Genomic DNA, 17,219 nt, shown 5'->3' with positions numbered 1-17,219 from the left:
AATATGAAAATAAATTAATTATTTGCTAATCTTAGAATACAAATTAACGATTGCTGATAAAAGTTCGTCCATTCCTTCGGAAGATTTTATCGGGGCATACTTTTCAACCTGCACTCTCTGAATAAGATTCCTGTATTCTTCGGCAATTGCTGAACCTTTTTCTTTTTCCAGCAACTCAGCGAAATGATCAGCCGGATTTACAGAATATTGGCTTTTCACTTCCTCATCAAGCTCATCGAAGGTTTGAAAAAACTTTTGATAATCTTCATTATCTTTAAGATTTTCCAAATACCCGAAGTAATCATTGATGTCTGTTTTAAACTTTTCACGGATTTCATTTTCTGTTTCAGCAACAGAACCTAAAGCCATCGGAGTCTTAGTTTCTTTAGATAATCTGTTTTTTTTCTGCCACGTTTTAAACAGAAGATACATCCCGAATAACGAAAGTAAAATCGCAATATTGATGAAAAGAATATTCCAGTGGAATTTCTTTTTTTCTTTTACTTTAAATGATGTTGTTTTTAAAACTGGCGTATTTACCGTTTCTAGAAAAGTATTGGTATACTCATTCACTTTCTCAACCGCAGTGCGGGATTCAAGAATCTGATCATGAGAAAAAGCATTTACGGCTAAAGACTGCTGTCCGAGGTCCACATACTCTTTACTTGAAGGATCAAAAAAGGCAAACTGCTCTGTTTTAATGGTTATTTCTCCCGCTTTTTTAGGAATCACAAGATAATTGGCCAAAACCTCACCTTTCATCCCTTCTGTTCCCACCGTTACACGTGAAGTAATTTTGGGTGCAAAAACTTCATAATCCGGAGATTCCGCAATTTTGGGAAGCTCCATGCTTTTAAGATTCCCTTCTCCGCTTACTTTTATAAGAACATTCATCGGTTTTTTAACCTCAACTTTTTCTTTTGAAGTATTGGCAACCGTTACATTGAAGTTTCCTACTGCATTTTTAAAGCATTCCGGAGAACCTTCAGGAAGCTTTTTGACGTTGATCTTTACTTTATTGGAAACAATTTTATTTTTATTCGCATAGGAATTTAAAGAGGCAGAAACTCCCGGAATATCCACATACCCCGCTTCATTCGGGAAAACCATGAATACAGCCAGAATCTGGGATGCCATATTTCCTGCGTCGGAAGGATCAATCTCAGATTTGGTAAAGCTTACCGGAAAAACATCCAGATTGTCCTGTTCGGGAAGATGAATATTTCTTACTCTTCTGAAGTTATCCATGTTTTTTGAATACACCTTCAGAACAGCAATGGTAGGCTGATCCTGATACACTTCACGGTCATCAATCTCCATATTGAGATAAACGTCTTTTGAAGCATTGTTGGCTGCAACCGGTTTCTTTTCTACATCTTTTATAAAAATGTCAAAAGGTTCCGTCTTATAAATTTTATTGTTGATGGTAATCAGGAAAGATCCGATCTTTACTTTTCCTTTCTGTTTGGGTTCAAGAGCAAGTCTTGTGATGGTCTGTGAAACGGCAACGTTACTTTCGGGATCTATAAATCCATTGCTAAGTGAACCGGTACCAATAAGATTGAATTTGGAAAAATCAGGAAGACGAAGTTTTGTCTGCTGATTATATTCGGCTCCTTCTACCTCAAGAACGATGCTGAGATTTACAATTTCTTTGGAGCTATAAGTTGTTTTATCCGGAGTTACAGAAAGATTTACCTGTCCGTAAGAAATTACGGAAGACATTAAAAGTAATATGTAAATAATTCTGTTCTGCATCACCAATCTTTCTCGTTGCTCTCGGGCATCGAATAAGAATTTTTATTCAAAATTCTTCTGGCGGTTTCTTTTTCCTTGTCGCTTACTTTGTTGAGTATTTGATTTTCGAGACCTTTAGGGATTTTGCCTTCATTATTCTGGTTCCGGTTGGGATCATTTCCCTGTCCGTCTCCTTTATTCTGCTGACCTTGTCCCTGATCCTGCTTTTGATCTTTTCCTTTTTGATCATCATTTTGCTGTTGGTCTTTACCACCGCCTCCTTTACCGGAGTTATTTTGCTGTTGTTTTTTCTGTTGGTTTTCTTTATCCTTCAGCTTGGCAATTTCGTAATTTTTTCTTGTTACTTCGCTGTAAGGATTTTGTTTCAGGGATTGTCTGTAAAATTCTGCCGCTTTTTCCGGCTTGTTCATCTGCATGTACGTGTTCCCCAAATTATGAAGAGCTGCTGCTTTATCCGGAAGCGTCTGAGAAAGTTTCTGAGCCGTCTCGAATTCTGCTTTTGCCTCTTCATATTTTTTACTCTTATATAATGCGTTTCCTAAATTATAGTGCGCTGTAAAATCTTTGCTGTTGGTTCTTATCGCTTCCAGATACTTTACAGACGCTCCATCATAATCTTTACCGTTGAATTTTTCATTGCCTTCATACACCAGAGTCCTGTAGTTTTTCTGCCCGAAAAGATTTCCCGGAAAGATGAAAGCAATTATAAACGATAAAAAAATGATTTTAGTATTCATTATGTGCAAAATTATTCCTTTAAATGTTAATAAACAGTGTCTTATTTGTTAAAATTGGGTTAAAGTAATAGTCTGGTTCTGAGACAATGTATCCGGATTATTATAAATTAAAGTCTCTTTTAGGATTAAATAAATAAATCAGAAAGAAGAAAAACAGAGAAACTGCCAGAAAATACTGGTAATAATGATTGGCATTTTGTGATTTCACCATCGTTTCGGATGAACCGGTTTTCTTTCTTAATGCGTCTAAAATTCTGTCCGGTGCTTCATTGATGTTATTTCCGTCAATATAGCTTCCTCCTGTTGCATCAGCCATTTTTTTAAGTGCTTCCGTTTGTCTTTTGGAGATAACGGTCTGTCCGTTAATGTCACTTTTATACCCCATTAACTGTCCGAAAACATATTCCGGAACCGGAGCTCCCTCTTCTGTTCCTATTCCGACGGACGTAATCATTATTCCCTCTTTTTTAGCCAGTCGTATCGCTGCTTCGTCATTTCCTTCGTTGTCTTCCCCATCACTCAGCAAAACAACTTTTCTTCCGTCTTTGCTTACATTTTTGAATTTTTCGGCAGCAATTTTCATCCCGTTCAGAAAATCTGTCCCCTGAATCTGCATCGAGTTTGTTTCGATTCCGCTGATGTAGGTTTCTGCCGAACTGTAATCTGTGGTTAAAGGCATGATGGAGGTTGCCTGTCCTGCAAAAATCACCATCCCCACTTTATCACTTCTCATCTTCTGCATCGTCTGAAGCATGAGATTCTTTGCTTCCGTTAAACGGCTCGGATTAATATCTTCAGCATTCATCGAGTTGGAAACATCCAGCATGAAAATGACATTATTTAATTTCTGACTGGTTTTAATTTCTTCTGAACCGCTTAACAAATCGATAATCGAAAATATTAAAAACAATGTTCCAAAAAGATAGAGCGCCGGAAAAAACTTGGTAAAACCAGATTTTTTTTCAAATAACTGCTCATGAAACTGGCTGTCTGCAAAAATTTCTCTTTTCTTTTTTTTCCATTTCAGAAAACGGATCAAAAAGGAAGCTAACAGCGGCAAAAGCAACAGCAATAATAAAAACCAATAATTTCCTAAATACCAATCCATTAACTTAAAATTTTATAAAACACCCATCTCAGTAAAGCGTCTAAAAACAGCATACCCAAAGCAATCCACAGGAAAATTTTAAAATATTCCTGATAATTGAAAAGCTTTGCCACCTTTACATCAGATTTTTCCAGTTGATTAATTTCATCATACACTTCTTCAAGACTGCTGTTTGATGTAGCTCTGAAATATTTTCCGCCCGTCATTTGTGCGACTTCTTTTAAAACAGGCTCATCAATTTTCACTTCGGTTTCCGTAAAAACAAGATCTCCGAAAATATCGGTCTGTGTAGGCATTAAAGCGTATCCGTTCGTTCCGATTCCAATGGAATATGCTTTAATTCCGTTATTTTTAGCCAGTTCCGCAGCAATTGCAGGAGGCATTGCATTTTCAATGGTATTCACACCATCCGTCATCAGAATGATGATTTTACTTTTTGCCTTGCTGTTTTTCAAATGGTTAACCGCAACGGAAAGTCCTTCTCCGATGGCTGTTCCCGGCTGTAATTCCAAAGGATTAAGATTATTGAGTTCATCCACAACAACCTGATGATCGGAAGTTACCGGAACTTTGGTAAATGCTTCTCCGGAATAGGCAACGAGACCAATTCTGTCATTCGGTCTTTTATTAACGAATTTAATCGCAATATCTTTTAAAGCCGTTAAACGGTCGGGCGTTAAATCTTTTGCCAGCATACTCAGGGAAACATCCACAGAAAGCATGATATCGATCCCTTTTGTATCGTCTCTGTCCTGAGAAACCGTAAAAGTTCTCGGTCTTGCCATGGCAATAATGAGCGCAGAAAGAATAATGTACTTCGATATTCTCAGAATAAACATGATGAAATGAATTCCACCGCTTTCCCCCATATTTTTTACCGTAGGAACTTTTATTCCTTTTCTTTTCTGCTTACTCGCATCTCTGAATAACAAAGGGATAAACAGCGCGAAAAGCAGCAGAAACCACGGACTGTAAAATTCAAAATCAGGCATCCTTTCTCAAGTTTTCAAATTCAAGATCTTTTGATGATCTTTTTACAAAATCTCTGATGTCGGCAAAATCTTTTTCCATGGTTGCCTGATCTGGGAATGTTTTCGCAAATTTCACCAGATCGCCTCTTAAAAATACGTCTTCCACTATTTTTTCATTTTCCTGAGAAATGGTATTGTTCTTCTTCATCACATCAATAAGGTCATCCGTTAGTAAAACATCTGCCGGAACGCGGTATTGTTTTGCGATGAATTTTCGGGAAATATCGATCAGTTCAACATAAAATGAACGGTAATTTCCACTTTCCACATATTTTTTCTTTTTAAGAGAATCCAGTTCCTTCAAGGTCTGATTTGTGGCGACAACTGGCGAATCTTTTGGTTTTCGTCCGAATTTAATGAACATGATGACCGCAATGATGAGACAGATGACCGCAATGGCGGCTAATATGTAAAATTTATACAGTTCCCAGTAATCGGTAGCTTCAAGTTTTACTTCTTTGTTGTTCATAATGTCATTAATCTGGTCAGTCTTCTGAGCCGTATTAATGACATCAATTTCGTAAGGAATTGTTTTCAGAACTTTTCCGTTGACTTTGAATTCCAGTTCGGGAATGGTAAATTTTCCTTCATCAAAAACAGCAAATTCAATCCTTCTGTAATAAACATCCTGAGTCTGCGCAATACTGTCCTTAATTTCTTCGAAATGAAAAGGCAGCAACTCATTCTCTCGAGCTGCAGAAACTTTTTCATTGTTCAGGTTATTAATGGTGATCACAATGTGGTTCACTTCTCCCAAAGCAATGGTTTTCTTCTCAACACTGGAAGAAAGGATCTGCGAAAATGCATTTGCACAGATTAAAAAACAAAATATAAATAATAGTTTTTTCAATTTTATTATTAAATTTTAACGTCGTTTTTTGTCATTCTGACGAAGGAAGAATCTGTATTAAAAAAGATTGCTTCGTCGTTCCTCCTCGCAATGACAAAAAGTGTCTATTTTTATTTCTTCTGAAAATAATTATACAGTAATCTCGAATAATCCGAACCTGTACTAATATTCATAAAACTCGCCGAACTGTTGGCAAAATCTTCTTCTAAAGATTTCAGCTTCTGCTTTTTGGCTTCGGCAAAATTGTATCTCCATCTTGCACTTGAGGTATTTACCCAAATTTGCTTTCCGGTTTCTGCATCATATAATAAGGTATATCCCACATCCGGAATTTCATTGTCTTTTTCATCATAAATTCTCATTCCCAACAACAGATGTTTTTTGGAAGCCACTCTCAGCATTTTAGAGTCATATTCATCTTCAAAATCCGAGAACAGGAAGACCAGAGATTTCCGTTTGAAAATTCCCATCATGTATTCCATCGCTTTATCCATTTTTGAAATGGCAGGAACATAATCTGCGGTTAAAATGGTACTGATAATGGATAAAATATGTTTTCTTCCTTTCTGTGGCGGAATAACTTTGTACACTTTATCAGCAAACAGAATCAAGCCTACTTTATCATTATTTCCAGCTGCTGAAAAACCTAAACTTGCTGCAATTTCTGCAACATATTCTCTTTTCAATTGATTTTTGGTTCCGTAATCCATTGAAGCGGAAATATCCACAACCAACATCATCGTCAGTTCACGTTCCTCCTCCATTACCTTTACAAAAGGCTCCCGGAAACGTGCCGTTTTGTTCCAGTCGATCCTGCGGATTTCATCTCCAAACTGATAGGGACGAACTTCCGAAAACGTCATTCCCTGTCCTTTAAAAGCACTGTGATATTGCCCCATTAAAGTAGCTTCCGTCTTCTTTCGGGTCCGGATTTCTATCTGCTTTACTTTTTTTACAATATCTTTTATCTGCATATAATTAGTTTAAAGTTTGAGGTTCTTTGTTCAATGTTTTTAGTTTAAAATGTTCCATTTTATTAAAATTTAAATCGCCTTTACGGTATCAATAAACTTTGAACATTAAACTCTATAGATACATTCAGCCATTCGTCATCAAATTTCGGGCTGTATTTTTTGTAGAAATTAATCGCTGGTTCATTCCAGTTGAGCACCTGAAAAACCATTCCGCTGTATTGGTTAGATTTTCCGTATTCCATGGTGGCTTCAAATAATTTCTTGCCGATCTGTTTTCCTCTCAGATTTTCCGTCACCACAAGATCTTCCAGATACAATCTTTTTCCCTTCCAGGTCGAATATCTGTCGTAATACAAAGAGATCCCGACAATTTCACCATTGAATTCTGCTACAAAAGCCCCCCAAACAGGAGATTTTCCGAATCCGTCTTCAATAAACTGATCTAAAGTTAAGGTAACTTCATGCAAAGCCTTTTCATAATCCGCCAGTTCTTTAATTAATTCCAGCATCGGTTCACAATCTTCCTGAGCTGCCTTTCTAATGATAATTTGTTCCATTCTAAAATTAAAGAGCTGATATTTTAATTCTATTCATAATTTTTTAATTCTTCCGATAAGTCTCTTTCAAACTCTTCAAGGCTTACAACAAAGCCTGTTTTGTTATTCATTGGAAAGACATTTATCAGATAATTATTTTCCAAAATAAAAGGATAAATCTTATCTGATAATTCTTCTAAAGAAATTTCTATAATTTTAAAATTAAGCCATTCTTTATTCAGATTCAGTTTTGCAAACTCCTGATGAGACCACACAGGAAACATAAGATAGTTATCTGTCTCAGAAATAGCAAAGTTTCCTTCTAAACTTTTTATGGTATATAATACTTCAAAATCAGCAATCTTTTTGATAAAATATTTATACCGGTCAAATGGTTTTAAATTTGAAACAGTTTCAATTTCTTTTGGATGCATGATTTTAATATTATGGAGCCTGAATTTTTGCCAGAATTCTGTTGATGATCTCTTCTGAAGAAATTTCCTCCGCTTCAGCCTCGAAAGTTAATCCGATTCTGTGTCTCAGAACATCTTTTGCCAGCGATTTTACATCTTCCGGAATTACAAATGCTCTTCCTTTTAAGAAAGCATAAGCTCTGGAAGCAATCGCAAGATTTATTGAAGCTCTCGGAGAAGCCCCGAAACTGATATAATTTTTAAGTTCCGAAAGTCCGTAATCTTCAGGGAAACGGGTGGCAAAAACCATGTCCAGAATATATTTTTCAATCTTTTCATCAAGATAGATCTGATTGATCAATTCTTTCGCCGCAACAATATGTTCAAGAGAAATTACAGGTTTTACAGTTGGCTGATGTGAAGTGGAAACCATTCTCATTACGGTTCTTTCGTCTTCCAGTTTTGGATAATCAATCGTACATTTCAGCATAAAACGGTCGCTCTGTGCTTCCGGTAAAAGATAAGTACCTTCCTGATCGATCGGGTTTTGCGTTGCCAATACCAAAAACGGTTTTGGAAGCTTCATGGTTTCGTCTCCGATGGTTACCTGCTTTTCCTGCATCACCTCCAAAAGAGCCGACTGCACTTTCGCTGGTGCTCGGTTGATCTCATCCGCCAAAACGAAATTCGCGAAAACAGGACCTTTTTTTATGGAGAAATCATTGTCTTTTACATTGTAGATCATTGTTCCCACAACATCCGCAGGAAGAAGATCCGGCGTAAACTGAATTCTGGAAAACTCTCCGTGAACCGCTTCAGCCAGAGTTTTTATCGCCAGAGTTTTTGCCAGTCCCGGAACACCTTCCAAAAGAACGTGACCATTGCCCAAAAGACCGATCAGAAGACGGTCTATCATATATTCCTGTCCAATAATAACCTTGTTGATTTCCTGTCTCAAAAGAGAAAAAAAGTAGTTTGCTTCTTTTACCTGCTCCGTCAGTTGACGGATATCTTCAGCTTGATTGATCTCTGACATATCTTGATTTAAAATAATGGGTAAATTTCCAATAAATACTTGCATTAATCAACATAAAAAATGCCATTTTTGAGTTAAAGTTTGTTAAATATTCCGGCATTAATGCAGGATCCTGAATAGATGAAGGCTTAAAACTCAATACAATCAATACTATTTTTCTTAAAAATATATAAATTTTGCTTTAATCCACCGTTCAAAAATTGTCATTTCCAGTTTATTAAACTATTTTTGGAGATTAAAATTTTTGCAAAATGAATTATCATTTTCAAGCACACAGACAAGTAAGAAAAAACCTTCTGGATATTCTACAGAACACTTCTCACGAAGATCTTTTACTGATTCCGGACGGTTTCAATAATAATCTTTACTGGAACATTGCTCATACGGTTGCTACACAGCAGTTGCTGCATTATTATCTAAGCGGAAATCCTTTCAGAATTGATAAATACTGGATCGAAACTTATAAAAAAGGAACGCTTCCGAATCTGGATGTGCAGAAATCTGAAGTGGAAGATCTGGAGTTTTTATTAACCGAAACTTCAAAAATCCTGATGAAAGATTACGACAGCGATTTCTTTTCAGATTATACGCCTTACACCACAAGTTTTGGGCTGGATCTGAAAAGCATTCAGGATGCCATTATTTTTAACAATATGCATGAAGGTCTGCATTATGGCTATGCTTTGGCGCAGAAGAGAGCTATTTTAGGGGAAAAATATTAGTTGTTCAAAGTTTTTTGTTTTGAGTTTAAGGTTTATAGATTAAGATCAATTATGGCAAGTGTTAAAACATTTGAAGATTTAGAAATTTGGCAGTTGTCTCGTGCTTTATGCAAAGATATTTATGATGTAATTGAATCTACTAATCTTAAAAATAATTTTAAACTCTGCAATCAGATTGATAGTTCTTCAGGTTCAGTAATGGATAATATCGCAGAAGGTTTTGAAAAAAACGGGAACAGAGAATTTATTCAGTTTCTTTCAATAGCTAAGGCTTCTTGTGGCGAAACAAGATCCCAGTTATACCGGGTTTTTGACAGAAATTTCATCTCTGAAGAAAAATTTGAAACATTAAGAGAACAGACTGAAGTATTAAGCCGAAAAATTGGCTCATTTATTAAATATTTAAATATAACAGATTTAAAAGGAACAAAGTACAAAACATAATTGTTTCTGGTTTAAAGTTTAAAATTCTTGATGTGAACCGGATTCACTTTAAAACCGAGAACTCAAAACATTAAACTTTAAACATAGAACTTTGAACTTTTAACCTTTAACATAAAATTTATTCAATGAAAGACGATTTTATTTTCGGGCTGCGTCCCGTAATTGAAGCTATAGAAGCGGGAAAAACAATTGACAAGGTTTTTGTGCAAAATGCATTGCAGGGACCTATTTATGCTGAACTTAAAGCCATTCTGGCGAAAAATAAAATCCGTCCCAATTACGTTCCGGTAGAAAAGCTGAATCGTTTTACGAGAAAAAATCATCAGGGAGTGGTTGCTTTTATTTCGGATGTTCCTTTTCATAAAGTGGAAGATGTGGTTCCTCAATTGTTTGAGGATGGAAAAACTCCTTTTTTATTGATTCTGGACAGATTAACAGACGTCAGAAACTTTGGCGCCATCTGCAGAACCGCAGAATGTGTGGGAGTAGATGCGGTGATTATTCCCGAAAAAGGAGCAGCCCCGATTAATTCCGATGCGATAAAAACTTCCGCAGGAGCTCTTTATAATGTGAAAATCTGTAAAGCACCGAATCTGGCTCATGTGGTAGATTTTCTTCAGCAAAGCGGCATTTCTGTTTTTGCAGCAAGCGAAAAGGCTGAAAAATTAATTTATGATATTGATTTTACAGAACCTTGTGCAATCGTTATGGGAAATGAAGAAACAGGAATATCCAAAGAGGTTCTTCACCATTCTGATGAAAAAATAAAACTTCCGATCGAGGGAAAAACACAGTCTTTAAATGTTTCTGTTGCGTGTGGAGCAATTTTATATGAAGCGGTGAGACAGAAATTTATGAAAGCCAATTAATTCCATTAACATTTAAAAATTTACAATGAAAAACATAGCAGCGTTAGCGCTCATTTCAACCATAGCCATTGTTTCGTGCAACAAAAAAGAAACGGCAAAAATTACAAAAGTAGATCCTAAAACCGGAAAAACGATTACAGTGGAAGTTCCGGCAGATTCCGTAGCAAAAGTAGAGGAAAATCCGGCGATTAAAGATTCAGCGGGAGTGTATACGCAGACTTTTAAACTGGAAAAAGGAAAAACTTATCCTTTAACAACGTATCAGAGAGATACGAAAACCATGACTGATCCTCAAGGGAAAACTTTGAACGGAACGAGCGAATCTACCGACGAAATGTCTTTTACGGTGAATGATATTAAAGGGAATGTTTACGATATTACATTAAATCTAATCGCAAAAAGAAGCTCTCAGACGGCACAGGGAAAAACAATCGTAGTAGATACGAAACTGCCGATCCCGAAAGAGGATGACCTGAAGATGATCTGGAATATCAACAGAGCATTGACCGGAAATAAGCTGAAAATGAAGATGGACACCAAAGGAAATGTAATTTCTATTACAGGTTTTGATGCTGTTTACACTAAAGTTGCCAATTCTGTAGGATCGCTGATTAAAGATAAAAACCAGAAAGAAAGCGTTGTTGCAAGTCTTAAGGAATCTTTTAACGAAAAAGTTCTTAGAGATCAGTTCAATAAAAATTTAACGATTATCCCTAAAAAAGGTGCGAAAATCGGCGAAAAATGGACAAACAGCGAAAATGCTGATGCACAGGGAAGAATTAAAGTGACATCTAACTATATTCTGAAAAGTGTAGGAAACGGAGTGGCTGAAATTTCAGTAACCGGAGGGATTCCAAAGAAAGTTAATAAGGAAAATCAGGGTGATGTTACACACAGCTTAAGCACGGAACTTACACAAAACGGAACGATTACGTTTGACCAGAATACAGGATGGATTAAAAACCAGAATATTTCTGTAAAAACGACACAGATTGAAAGTATTTCCAGAGGAAAAGAATCTCAGTCTATGACGAGTGTTTCCAATTCTTCTGTAATGGTAAATCCTTCTGCGAAATAAAGCAGATCGTTTAAAGTTGAAATGTCAAAGCGTTACAGAGGCTTTGAGCATTAAACCTTAAATATTTTTATTATGATGAAACATATTTTTGAGTTTGTACTCGCAACGATTATCATCTATTTTGTGTGGAATATTTTGAAGAGAATCTTTTTCAGAAAATTCCACAGCTATCTGTCTAACCAGAACAGAAACGAAAACAGAAGGGAGCAGGACATCAGAAACTCAGACAATACGAAGAAAAAAATCAACTGGGACGCAGAAACCGTTGATTATGAAGAGGTAAAAGAAAACAACAGCAAAAGGTAACAATTCCGAAAAATATTTAGATAATAACCATCAACATGGCGAAAAATAAAAACCTGATTTATATTGCAATTTCATTAGTTGTATTTATCGTTTTAGCATTTTTATACTCCACTCCTGTTTTTACGGGAAAGCAGCTTTTTCAGCATGATATCGTTCAATATCGAGGCGGTGCAAAAGAGCTTCTCGATTACAGAGCCGATACCGGAAAAGAAACCTACTGGAGCGATTCCATGTTCGGAGGAATGCCGACGTATCAGATGGGAAGTCAGTTTAACGGAGACATCATCAAAAAAATCGATTCCAAACTGAATTTTCTGCCAAGACCGGTTAATTATCTTTTTCTTCTTTCCGCAGGATTTTTCCTTTTGGGAATGGTTGTGGTAAGAAACTGGAAATACGCTCTTTTAGGAGCTACTTTTTTCGGACTTTCCACCTATTTTTATATTGCCATTGCTGCGGGACACAACGGAAAAATCAATACCATTGAATATTTCGCACCGCTCTTAGCAGGAATTTTACTCGTCTACATCCGGAAACAATATATTTGGGGCTTCATTGTCACTACCCTATTTATGGGGCTTCAGATTGCTGCGAATCATCCACAGATGACGTATTATCTTTTCTTAGCGTTAGGATTTTTATTCCTTTCTGAGCTGATAAGAGGTATTCTGAAAAAAACGCCGATGAAACACTTTCTGATCTCTTCGGGAATTGTTGCCGCTTCATGTTTAATAGGAGTCGGAATGAATTCTCAGAGAATCATGGCGAATTCAGAGTACATCAAAGAAACCGTTCGTGGAAAACAGATTCTTACGAACAGCAGCAATACAGGCGGAGATTCCGGAATGGATAAAGAAAGCATGCTGATGTGGAGCTACGGAAAACTGGAAACTTTAAACCTTTTCATCCCGAGATTGATGGGAGGCGGAAGTCAGGAACCGGAAGGAAAAGAAATGATGGCTAAAATTCAGGAATTGGTTCAGGAAAACGTAAGCTCACAAGCTGAATATGACAGAATTTCCAAAGGTTTCGGGAATCTAACCTATTGGGGAGATCAGCCGGGAACTTCAGGACCTGCTTATCAGGGAGCTATTGTTTGTTTTCTTGCGCTTTTAGGATTCTTCATCGCATGGAAAAAATACCGCTACTGGATTTTAGGAGCTTCTATTCTCACCGTATTTTTAGCTTGGGGAAGTAATTTCATGGCACTTTCCGACTTTTTCATCGATTTTGTGCCGTTTTATAATAAATTCAGAGCACCTTCTTCTATTTTGGTGGTTGTAGAATTATTATTTCCTTTAATTGCGATCATCGGATTATACAGATTCTTCACAGATAAAACACTCACACAGGAATACAAACAAAAAATACTTCTTTATGTAGGAGGCGGAACTTTAGGTTTTGTATTGATTTTACTGGTTTTCGGAAAATCTCTGTTAGGATTTCATACCGATAATGAAAAAACCTACCTTCCTCCTTTCTTACTGGATTATCTTACAGACGAAAGATTTAAATTATTCAGAATCGATGCCATCAAAGCATTTATTTATGTTGCTATCGCAGTTGCTGCTTTATTCCTTGTCTTAAAGCAAAAGCTGAATCAGAATATCGCTTTGGTAATTATTGGAGTAGTCAGTTTATTCGATCTTTGGACGGTTAACAAGCGTTATCTGAACGATGATAATTATGTTGATAAAATCTTTGCTGAAAATCCTTTCCAGACAGAAAGCTCTGATCTGATGGCTGAAAAAGTTCAGGGAAATCCAAATCTGGAGCCAATTTTAGCGAATGTAAATGTGAACAAAACATTAGAAACCATCGCCGAAAAAGACAAAACGCATTACAGAATTTTCAACAATATTTTAGGAACATTCAGCGAAACAAACACTTCTTATTTCAAATCTTCTATCGGAGGTTATCACGCGGTAAAACTGAGAAGATACGATGATGTAATCAACGAATATTTCCAGATCATGGATTCTGTAAAAGTTCCGAATATCCTGAATCTTCTGAATGCAAAATATTTGGTTTTAGGAGGTCCAGAACAACCTCAGGCAATGCCGAATCCAAAAGCCAACGGAAACGCATGGTTTGTAAGCGATCTTAAATTCGTAGAATCTCCGAATCAGGAAATCAAAGCAATCGGAACCATCAACAGCAAAAGAACCGCTGTTATTTCCGCAGATGATAAGAAATATTTCGACGGAAAACCTGTTCAGGCAGACTCAACAGCGTTTATCAATTTAACGAAATATCAACCCAACGAATTGGAATTTAAATCTCAGTCCAAAACGCCGCAATTGGCAGTTTTTTCTGAAATTTACTATCCTCACGGATGGAAATTCTTCATCGACGAGAAAGAAGTTCCTTACATTAAGGCAGATTATCTTCTTCGTGCCGTTCACGTTCCTGCGGGAAATCATAGTGTGAGAATGATCTTCGAACCCGAAGTTATCGAAAAAGGAAAATGGATTTCGCTTATCTGTTTTGGTTTATTTGTTCTTTTGAGTGGCGCCGGAATTTTTTGGTTAAATAAAAATAAGAAGCAAACCCAACCTAAAGAAGCTTAGATTTCACGATGTCATTCTGAACGAAGCAAAGCGCAGTGAAGAATCTCTTTACTGAACACAATAAACACAACAATGAAAACCCTGAAAACTCACAATTATTATGTTTATATATTGACTAATAAAATCAAAACAGTCTTATATACTGGAGTAACTAATGATTTAGAAAAAAGATTATATTGGCATAGAAATCCAGAAGCTATAGATAAAAGCTTCACCTTTAGATATAAATGTTTTTATTTGGTTTATTTTGAGCATTTCAAGGATATTGATGTTGCAATAAATAGAGAAAAACAAATTAAAGGCTGGATTAGAAGCAAGAAAGAAAGTTTAATTAACGAATTTAATCCAACTTGGAAATTTCTAAATGATGAAATTAAATGAGATTCTTCATTCCGTTTCACTTCATTCAGAATGACAACAGAATTCATTATTAATGGAACCAAAAAAAATACTCATCATCACCTATTACTGGCCTCCTGCAGGAGGTCCCGGTGTGCAGAGATGGTTGAAATTTGCAAAATATTTACCAGAATTCGGATGGAAACCTGTGATTTATACACCGGAAAACCCGAGTTATCCTTTGCTGGATGAAAGTTTGATGAAAGATGTTCCGAAAGATTTAGACATTGTAAAAACAAAAATCTGGGAACCTTATCAACTGGCTGAAAAACTGAACAAAAGCAATAAAAAATTTAAAGCGGGACAGTTTGATGTCGGCAAAAATCAAAGCTGGAAATCTAAGCTTTCGATTTGGGTGAGAGGCAATTTTTTCATTCCCGATGCGAGAGTTTTCTGGGTAAAACCTTCCGTAAAATTTCTGGAACAATATTTAAAAGAGAATCAAATTGAGGTTGTGGTAACTTCGGGACCGCCCCATTCTTTACATTTAATTGGTTTAAATTTAAAAAAGAAACTTCCCAACTTGAAATGGATTGCCGATTTCCGTGATCCGTGGACAGAAATTTCTTATTACAAACACCTAAAACTGACCAAAAGTTCCGACCAAAAGCACCGTCAACTGGAAAGCGAAGTGTTCAGAAATGCAGACATTACCTTAGCAACAAGCTACACCGATGCTGAAAATTTCCGTAAAAACGGAGCTAATGCACTTTGTATTACGAATGGTTTTGACGAGTCAGACTCAAACAATCAAACGCTTAAATTCTCCAACACTCAAACAAAATTCACATTAAGTTACATCGGAGTTCTGGAACAGTTGAGAAACCCTGAAAATCTGTGGAAAGCTCTGAATGATCTGGTTACAGAAAATGCTGAATTTGCTGAAAAGTTTACCTTGAAATTTGCCGGAAGAATTGATGATAAAATTCTGAATTCAATAGAACATTCAAACCTGAAAAATCATATTCTGAATTTAGGATATCTTTCCCACGACAAGGCGATTGAAGAAATGCAGACTTCGGAAATACTGCTCATCACCAACTTTCCGAACGATTCTTCCAAAGGGATCATCCCCGGAAAAATATTTGAATATCTGGCAACAGGAAAGCAAATCATTTCTTTTGGACCTAAAGATGCAGATGTTTCGAAAATTTTAAATGAAACACAGGCCGGAAAACATTTCAGTTATGATGATTCCGGGAAAATTAAAGAGTTTATTTTAGAAAAATTTGAACTTTGGAAAGACGGAAATCTTTCGGAAAACACTCAGAATATTGAACAGTTTTCAAGAAAAAATTTAACTAAAAAATTAGCGGAAATTTTATAATCACGAAGATTTTACATATTAATGTACTGTATTGATATCATATTATGTTAGTATTACAGATGTCACCCTGAGCTTGTCGAAGGTTTTTGTCAGAATAAGTTATTAACAATTCAGTTACTTATAAAACAACTATTTATGAGATTCTTCCTTCGTCAAAATGACATAGGATCGTTGAACTTCTTTATGAATGAAAATTACATTCAACAATTATACATTGTTTAAATATTACACTGAGCATTCGCAACATTGCAATTTTTTTAAATTTATTCTAAATCGTCCACTGATCGTTAACAACACCAATCAGATAATATTTTCCCTGAAATTCTTCAAAAATCAGACGAAGGCATTTCCAGTCCATTCCGGAGTTGGCTTCTGAGCCTTTCATGAAATTTTCCGTAAAATCTGCATTTGGATAAATTTCCTTTACATTATTCAGAGAATTTCCTTTTCCCTGAAACTCATTTAAAGAAACCTGCGCTGTCGCAAAATCTTTGGAGTACACCCAGTCTGCTAAATAATCATGGAGAGTCGCTCTGTACAGATCTCCGGAACCGTCCATTGTTCCCCAAGTGAAAAGTGTTTTGGCAGGTTGATATCTGATAAAATCTGCTTTTGAAAATTTCTTGTCTTCTTTTGGATTCACAAAAGCGTACATCGAAAAACGGACTCCTTTTTCAGTGTGAATAAATTCCGCAAACTTCTTAAAGTTTTTATCCTTTAAAGCCTGTATAATATCCTCATTGATCTTTTTTAAAGCCTGATCTTTGGTAATTTTCGTTCTACTACTGATTGAACTATCCGTAATGGTTTTGCCTTTAGCATTAACCTCATCATTAACGAATTTTTCAGGGTTCTTCTTACACTCAACCGCAGATAAAACCAGCAAGGAAATGATTATTTTTTTCATGTTTTTAATGTCTGATTATCATTTACCAAAATAAATGCCATGCTTTTAGAATCGTTTTGAAAGTTTACTGTTGAAGGAATTTCATATTTTTCGAATAGATGGTCATTATGAAAAGAATAGTTTTTTGCTTTTACTGAAAAAGCCTTTGTTGATG

The 17,219-nt window shown here is 36.0% G+C and carries 18 protein-coding genes; 8 read left to right on the top strand and 10 right to left on the bottom strand.

What is annotated here, in order from left to right:
• Positions 1-18: 18 nt before the first annotated feature.
• The 9 genes from PFY09_RS19500 to PFY09_RS19460 all read right to left on the bottom strand — a co-directional run bounded on the left by PFY09_RS19500 (position 19) and on the right by PFY09_RS19460 (position 8,443).
• Positions 19-1,758: a BatD family protein gene (locus tag PFY09_RS19500; RefSeq protein WP_271160795.1), complete on the bottom strand. Its 1,740-nt coding sequence runs from the start codon at positions 1,756-1,758 to the stop codon at positions 19-21.
• The gene (locus PFY09_RS19495; RefSeq protein WP_076392314.1) at positions 1,758-2,495 is read right to left on the bottom strand and encodes a tetratricopeptide repeat protein; all 738 of its coding nucleotides are present in this window, start codon (positions 2,493-2,495) and stop codon (positions 1,758-1,760) included. The genes PFY09_RS19500 and PFY09_RS19495 overlap by 1 nt, the downstream gene beginning before the upstream one ends.
• A 100-nt stretch (positions 2,496-2,595) precedes the next feature.
• Positions 2,596-3,603 carry a vWA domain-containing protein gene (locus PFY09_RS19490; RefSeq protein WP_271160794.1) on the bottom strand — a complete coding sequence of 336 codons (1,008 nt, stop codon included), beginning with the start codon at positions 3,601-3,603 and terminating at the stop codon, positions 2,596-2,598.
• Positions 3,603-4,595 (bottom strand): vWA domain-containing protein, encoded by a 993-nt coding sequence (locus tag PFY09_RS19485; RefSeq protein WP_271160793.1) that lies wholly within the window; start codon positions 4,593-4,595, stop codon positions 3,603-3,605. Before PFY09_RS19485 ends, PFY09_RS19490 begins: the two co-directional genes overlap by 1 nt.
• Positions 4,588-5,484: a BatD family protein gene (locus tag PFY09_RS19480; protein WP_408640177.1), complete on the bottom strand. Its 897-nt coding sequence runs from the start codon at positions 5,482-5,484 to the stop codon at positions 4,588-4,590. The genes PFY09_RS19485 and PFY09_RS19480 overlap by 8 nt, the downstream gene beginning before the upstream one ends.
• A gap of 110 nt (positions 5,485-5,594) precedes the next feature.
• The gene (locus PFY09_RS19475) at positions 5,595-6,458 is read right to left on the bottom strand and encodes a DUF58 domain-containing protein (protein ID WP_271160792.1); all 864 of its coding nucleotides are present in this window, start codon (positions 6,456-6,458) and stop codon (positions 5,595-5,597) included.
• 80 nt (positions 6,459-6,538) lie between these two features.
• Positions 6,539-7,015 (bottom strand): GNAT family N-acetyltransferase, encoded by a 477-nt coding sequence (locus tag PFY09_RS19470; RefSeq protein ID WP_271160791.1) that lies wholly within the window; start codon positions 7,013-7,015, stop codon positions 6,539-6,541.
• 29 nt (positions 7,016-7,044) lie between these two features.
• Positions 7,045-7,428: a DUF2750 domain-containing protein gene (locus PFY09_RS19465; protein ID WP_271160790.1), complete on the bottom strand. Its 384-nt coding sequence runs from the start codon at positions 7,426-7,428 to the stop codon at positions 7,045-7,047.
• 10 nt (positions 7,429-7,438) lie between these two features.
• Positions 7,439-8,443 (bottom strand): AAA family ATPase, encoded by a 1,005-nt coding sequence (locus PFY09_RS19460; RefSeq protein ID WP_076392594.1) that lies wholly within the window; start codon positions 8,441-8,443, stop codon positions 7,439-7,441.
• Between the two features lie 251 nt (positions 8,444-8,694).
• Between PFY09_RS19460 and PFY09_RS19455 the strand changes: the two genes are divergently transcribed.
• The 8 genes from PFY09_RS19455 to PFY09_RS19420 all read left to right on the top strand — a co-directional run bounded on the left by PFY09_RS19455 (position 8,695) and on the right by PFY09_RS19420 (position 16,158).
• On the top strand, positions 8,695-9,165 hold the full coding sequence (locus PFY09_RS19455) for a DinB family protein (RefSeq protein ID WP_076392302.1): 471 nt from the start codon (positions 8,695-8,697) through the stop codon (positions 9,163-9,165).
• Between the two features lie 51 nt (positions 9,166-9,216).
• Positions 9,217-9,609 carry a four helix bundle protein gene (locus PFY09_RS19450; protein WP_271162361.1) on the top strand — a complete coding sequence of 131 codons (393 nt, stop codon included), beginning with the start codon at positions 9,217-9,219 and terminating at the stop codon, positions 9,607-9,609.
• Positions 9,610-9,734: 125 nt separating this feature from the next.
• On the top strand, positions 9,735-10,478 hold the full coding sequence (rlmB, locus tag PFY09_RS19445; protein WP_076392298.1) for a 23S rRNA (guanosine(2251)-2'-O)-methyltransferase RlmB: 744 nt from the start codon (positions 9,735-9,737) through the stop codon (positions 10,476-10,478).
• Positions 10,479-10,503: 25 nt separating this feature from the next.
• On the top strand, positions 10,504-11,556 hold the full coding sequence (locus PFY09_RS19440; RefSeq protein WP_271160789.1) for a DUF6263 family protein: 1,053 nt from the start codon (positions 10,504-10,506) through the stop codon (positions 11,554-11,556).
• A 72-nt stretch (positions 11,557-11,628) separates the two neighbouring features.
• Positions 11,629-11,862 (top strand): hypothetical protein, encoded by a 234-nt coding sequence (locus tag PFY09_RS19435; RefSeq protein WP_108408774.1) that lies wholly within the window; start codon positions 11,629-11,631, stop codon positions 11,860-11,862.
• A gap of 35 nt (positions 11,863-11,897) precedes the next feature.
• Entirely contained in the window at positions 11,898-14,432 is a 2,535-nt protein-coding gene (locus tag PFY09_RS19430) for a glycosyltransferase family protein (RefSeq protein WP_271160788.1), read from the top strand.
• A gap of 72 nt (positions 14,433-14,504) precedes the next feature.
• Positions 14,505-14,813: a GIY-YIG nuclease family protein gene (locus PFY09_RS19425; protein WP_108408776.1), complete on the top strand. Its 309-nt coding sequence runs from the start codon at positions 14,505-14,507 to the stop codon at positions 14,811-14,813.
• A gap of 52 nt (positions 14,814-14,865) precedes the next feature.
• Positions 14,866-16,158, top strand: a complete 1,293-nt coding sequence (locus PFY09_RS19420) for a glycosyltransferase family protein (RefSeq protein WP_271160787.1) — start codon at positions 14,866-14,868, stop codon at positions 16,156-16,158.
• A gap of 268 nt (positions 16,159-16,426) precedes the next feature.
• Here PFY09_RS19420 and PFY09_RS19415 read toward each other — a convergent pair whose 3' ends face one another.
• Positions 16,427-17,065, bottom strand: coding sequence for a hypothetical protein (locus tag PFY09_RS19415; RefSeq protein ID WP_271160786.1), 639 nt, complete (start codon positions 17,063-17,065; stop codon positions 16,427-16,429).
• Between the last annotated feature and the right edge of the window lie 154 nt (positions 17,066-17,219).

It is taken from the genome of Chryseobacterium gambrini (assembly GCF_027920505.1).
Taxonomy (GTDB): Bacteria; Bacteroidota; Bacteroidia; order Flavobacteriales; family Weeksellaceae; genus Chryseobacterium; species Chryseobacterium gambrini.
This window is presented reverse-complemented; position numbering and strand designations above follow the sequence as displayed.

Excerpts from the sequence above, each read along its gene's own strand:
- PFY09_RS19435 (WP_108408774.1), top strand. The coding sequence starts at position 11,629 with ATGATGAAACATATTTTTGAGTTTGTACTCGCAACGATTATCATCTAT.
- PFY09_RS19475 (WP_271160792.1), bottom strand. The coding sequence starts at position 6,458 with ATGCAGATAAAAGATATTGTAAAAAAAGTAAAGCAGATAGAAATCCGG.
- PFY09_RS19470 (WP_271160791.1), bottom strand. The coding sequence starts at position 7,015 with ATGGAACAAATTATCATTAGAAAGGCAGCTCAGGAAGATTGTGAACCG.
- PFY09_RS19485 (WP_271160793.1), bottom strand. The coding sequence starts at position 4,595 with ATGCCTGATTTTGAATTTTACAGTCCGTGGTTTCTGCTGCTTTTCGCG.
- PFY09_RS19450 (WP_271162361.1), top strand. The coding sequence starts at position 9,217 with ATGGCAAGTGTTAAAACATTTGAAGATTTAGAAATTTGGCAGTTGTCT.
- PFY09_RS19460 (WP_076392594.1), bottom strand. The coding sequence starts at position 8,443 with ATGTCAGAGATCAATCAAGCTGAAGATATCCGTCAACTGACGGAGCAG.
- PFY09_RS19490 (WP_271160794.1), bottom strand. The coding sequence starts at position 3,603 with ATGGATTGGTATTTAGGAAATTATTGGTTTTTATTATTGCTGTTGCTT.
- PFY09_RS19495 (WP_076392314.1), bottom strand. The coding sequence starts at position 2,495 with ATGAATACTAAAATCATTTTTTTATCGTTTATAATTGCTTTCATCTTT.
- PFY09_RS19420 (WP_271160787.1), top strand. The coding sequence starts at position 14,866 with ATGGAACCAAAAAAAATACTCATCATCACCTATTACTGGCCTCCTGCA.
- PFY09_RS19440 (WP_271160789.1), top strand. The coding sequence starts at position 10,504 with ATGAAAAACATAGCAGCGTTAGCGCTCATTTCAACCATAGCCATTGTT.
- rlmB (WP_076392298.1), top strand. The coding sequence starts at position 9,735 with ATGAAAGACGATTTTATTTTCGGGCTGCGTCCCGTAATTGAAGCTATA.
- PFY09_RS19415 (WP_271160786.1), bottom strand. The coding sequence starts at position 17,065 with ATGAAAAAAATAATCATTTCCTTGCTGGTTTTATCTGCGGTTGAGTGT.
- PFY09_RS19465 (WP_271160790.1), bottom strand. The coding sequence starts at position 7,428 with ATGCATCCAAAAGAAATTGAAACTGTTTCAAATTTAAAACCATTTGAC.
- PFY09_RS19500 (WP_271160795.1), bottom strand. The coding sequence starts at position 1,758 with ATGCAGAACAGAATTATTTACATATTACTTTTAATGTCTTCCGTAATT.
- PFY09_RS19425 (WP_108408776.1), top strand. The coding sequence starts at position 14,505 with ATGAAAACCCTGAAAACTCACAATTATTATGTTTATATATTGACTAAT.
- PFY09_RS19430 (WP_271160788.1), top strand. The coding sequence starts at position 11,898 with ATGGCGAAAAATAAAAACCTGATTTATATTGCAATTTCATTAGTTGTA.
- PFY09_RS19455 (WP_076392302.1), top strand. The coding sequence starts at position 8,695 with ATGAATTATCATTTTCAAGCACACAGACAAGTAAGAAAAAACCTTCTG.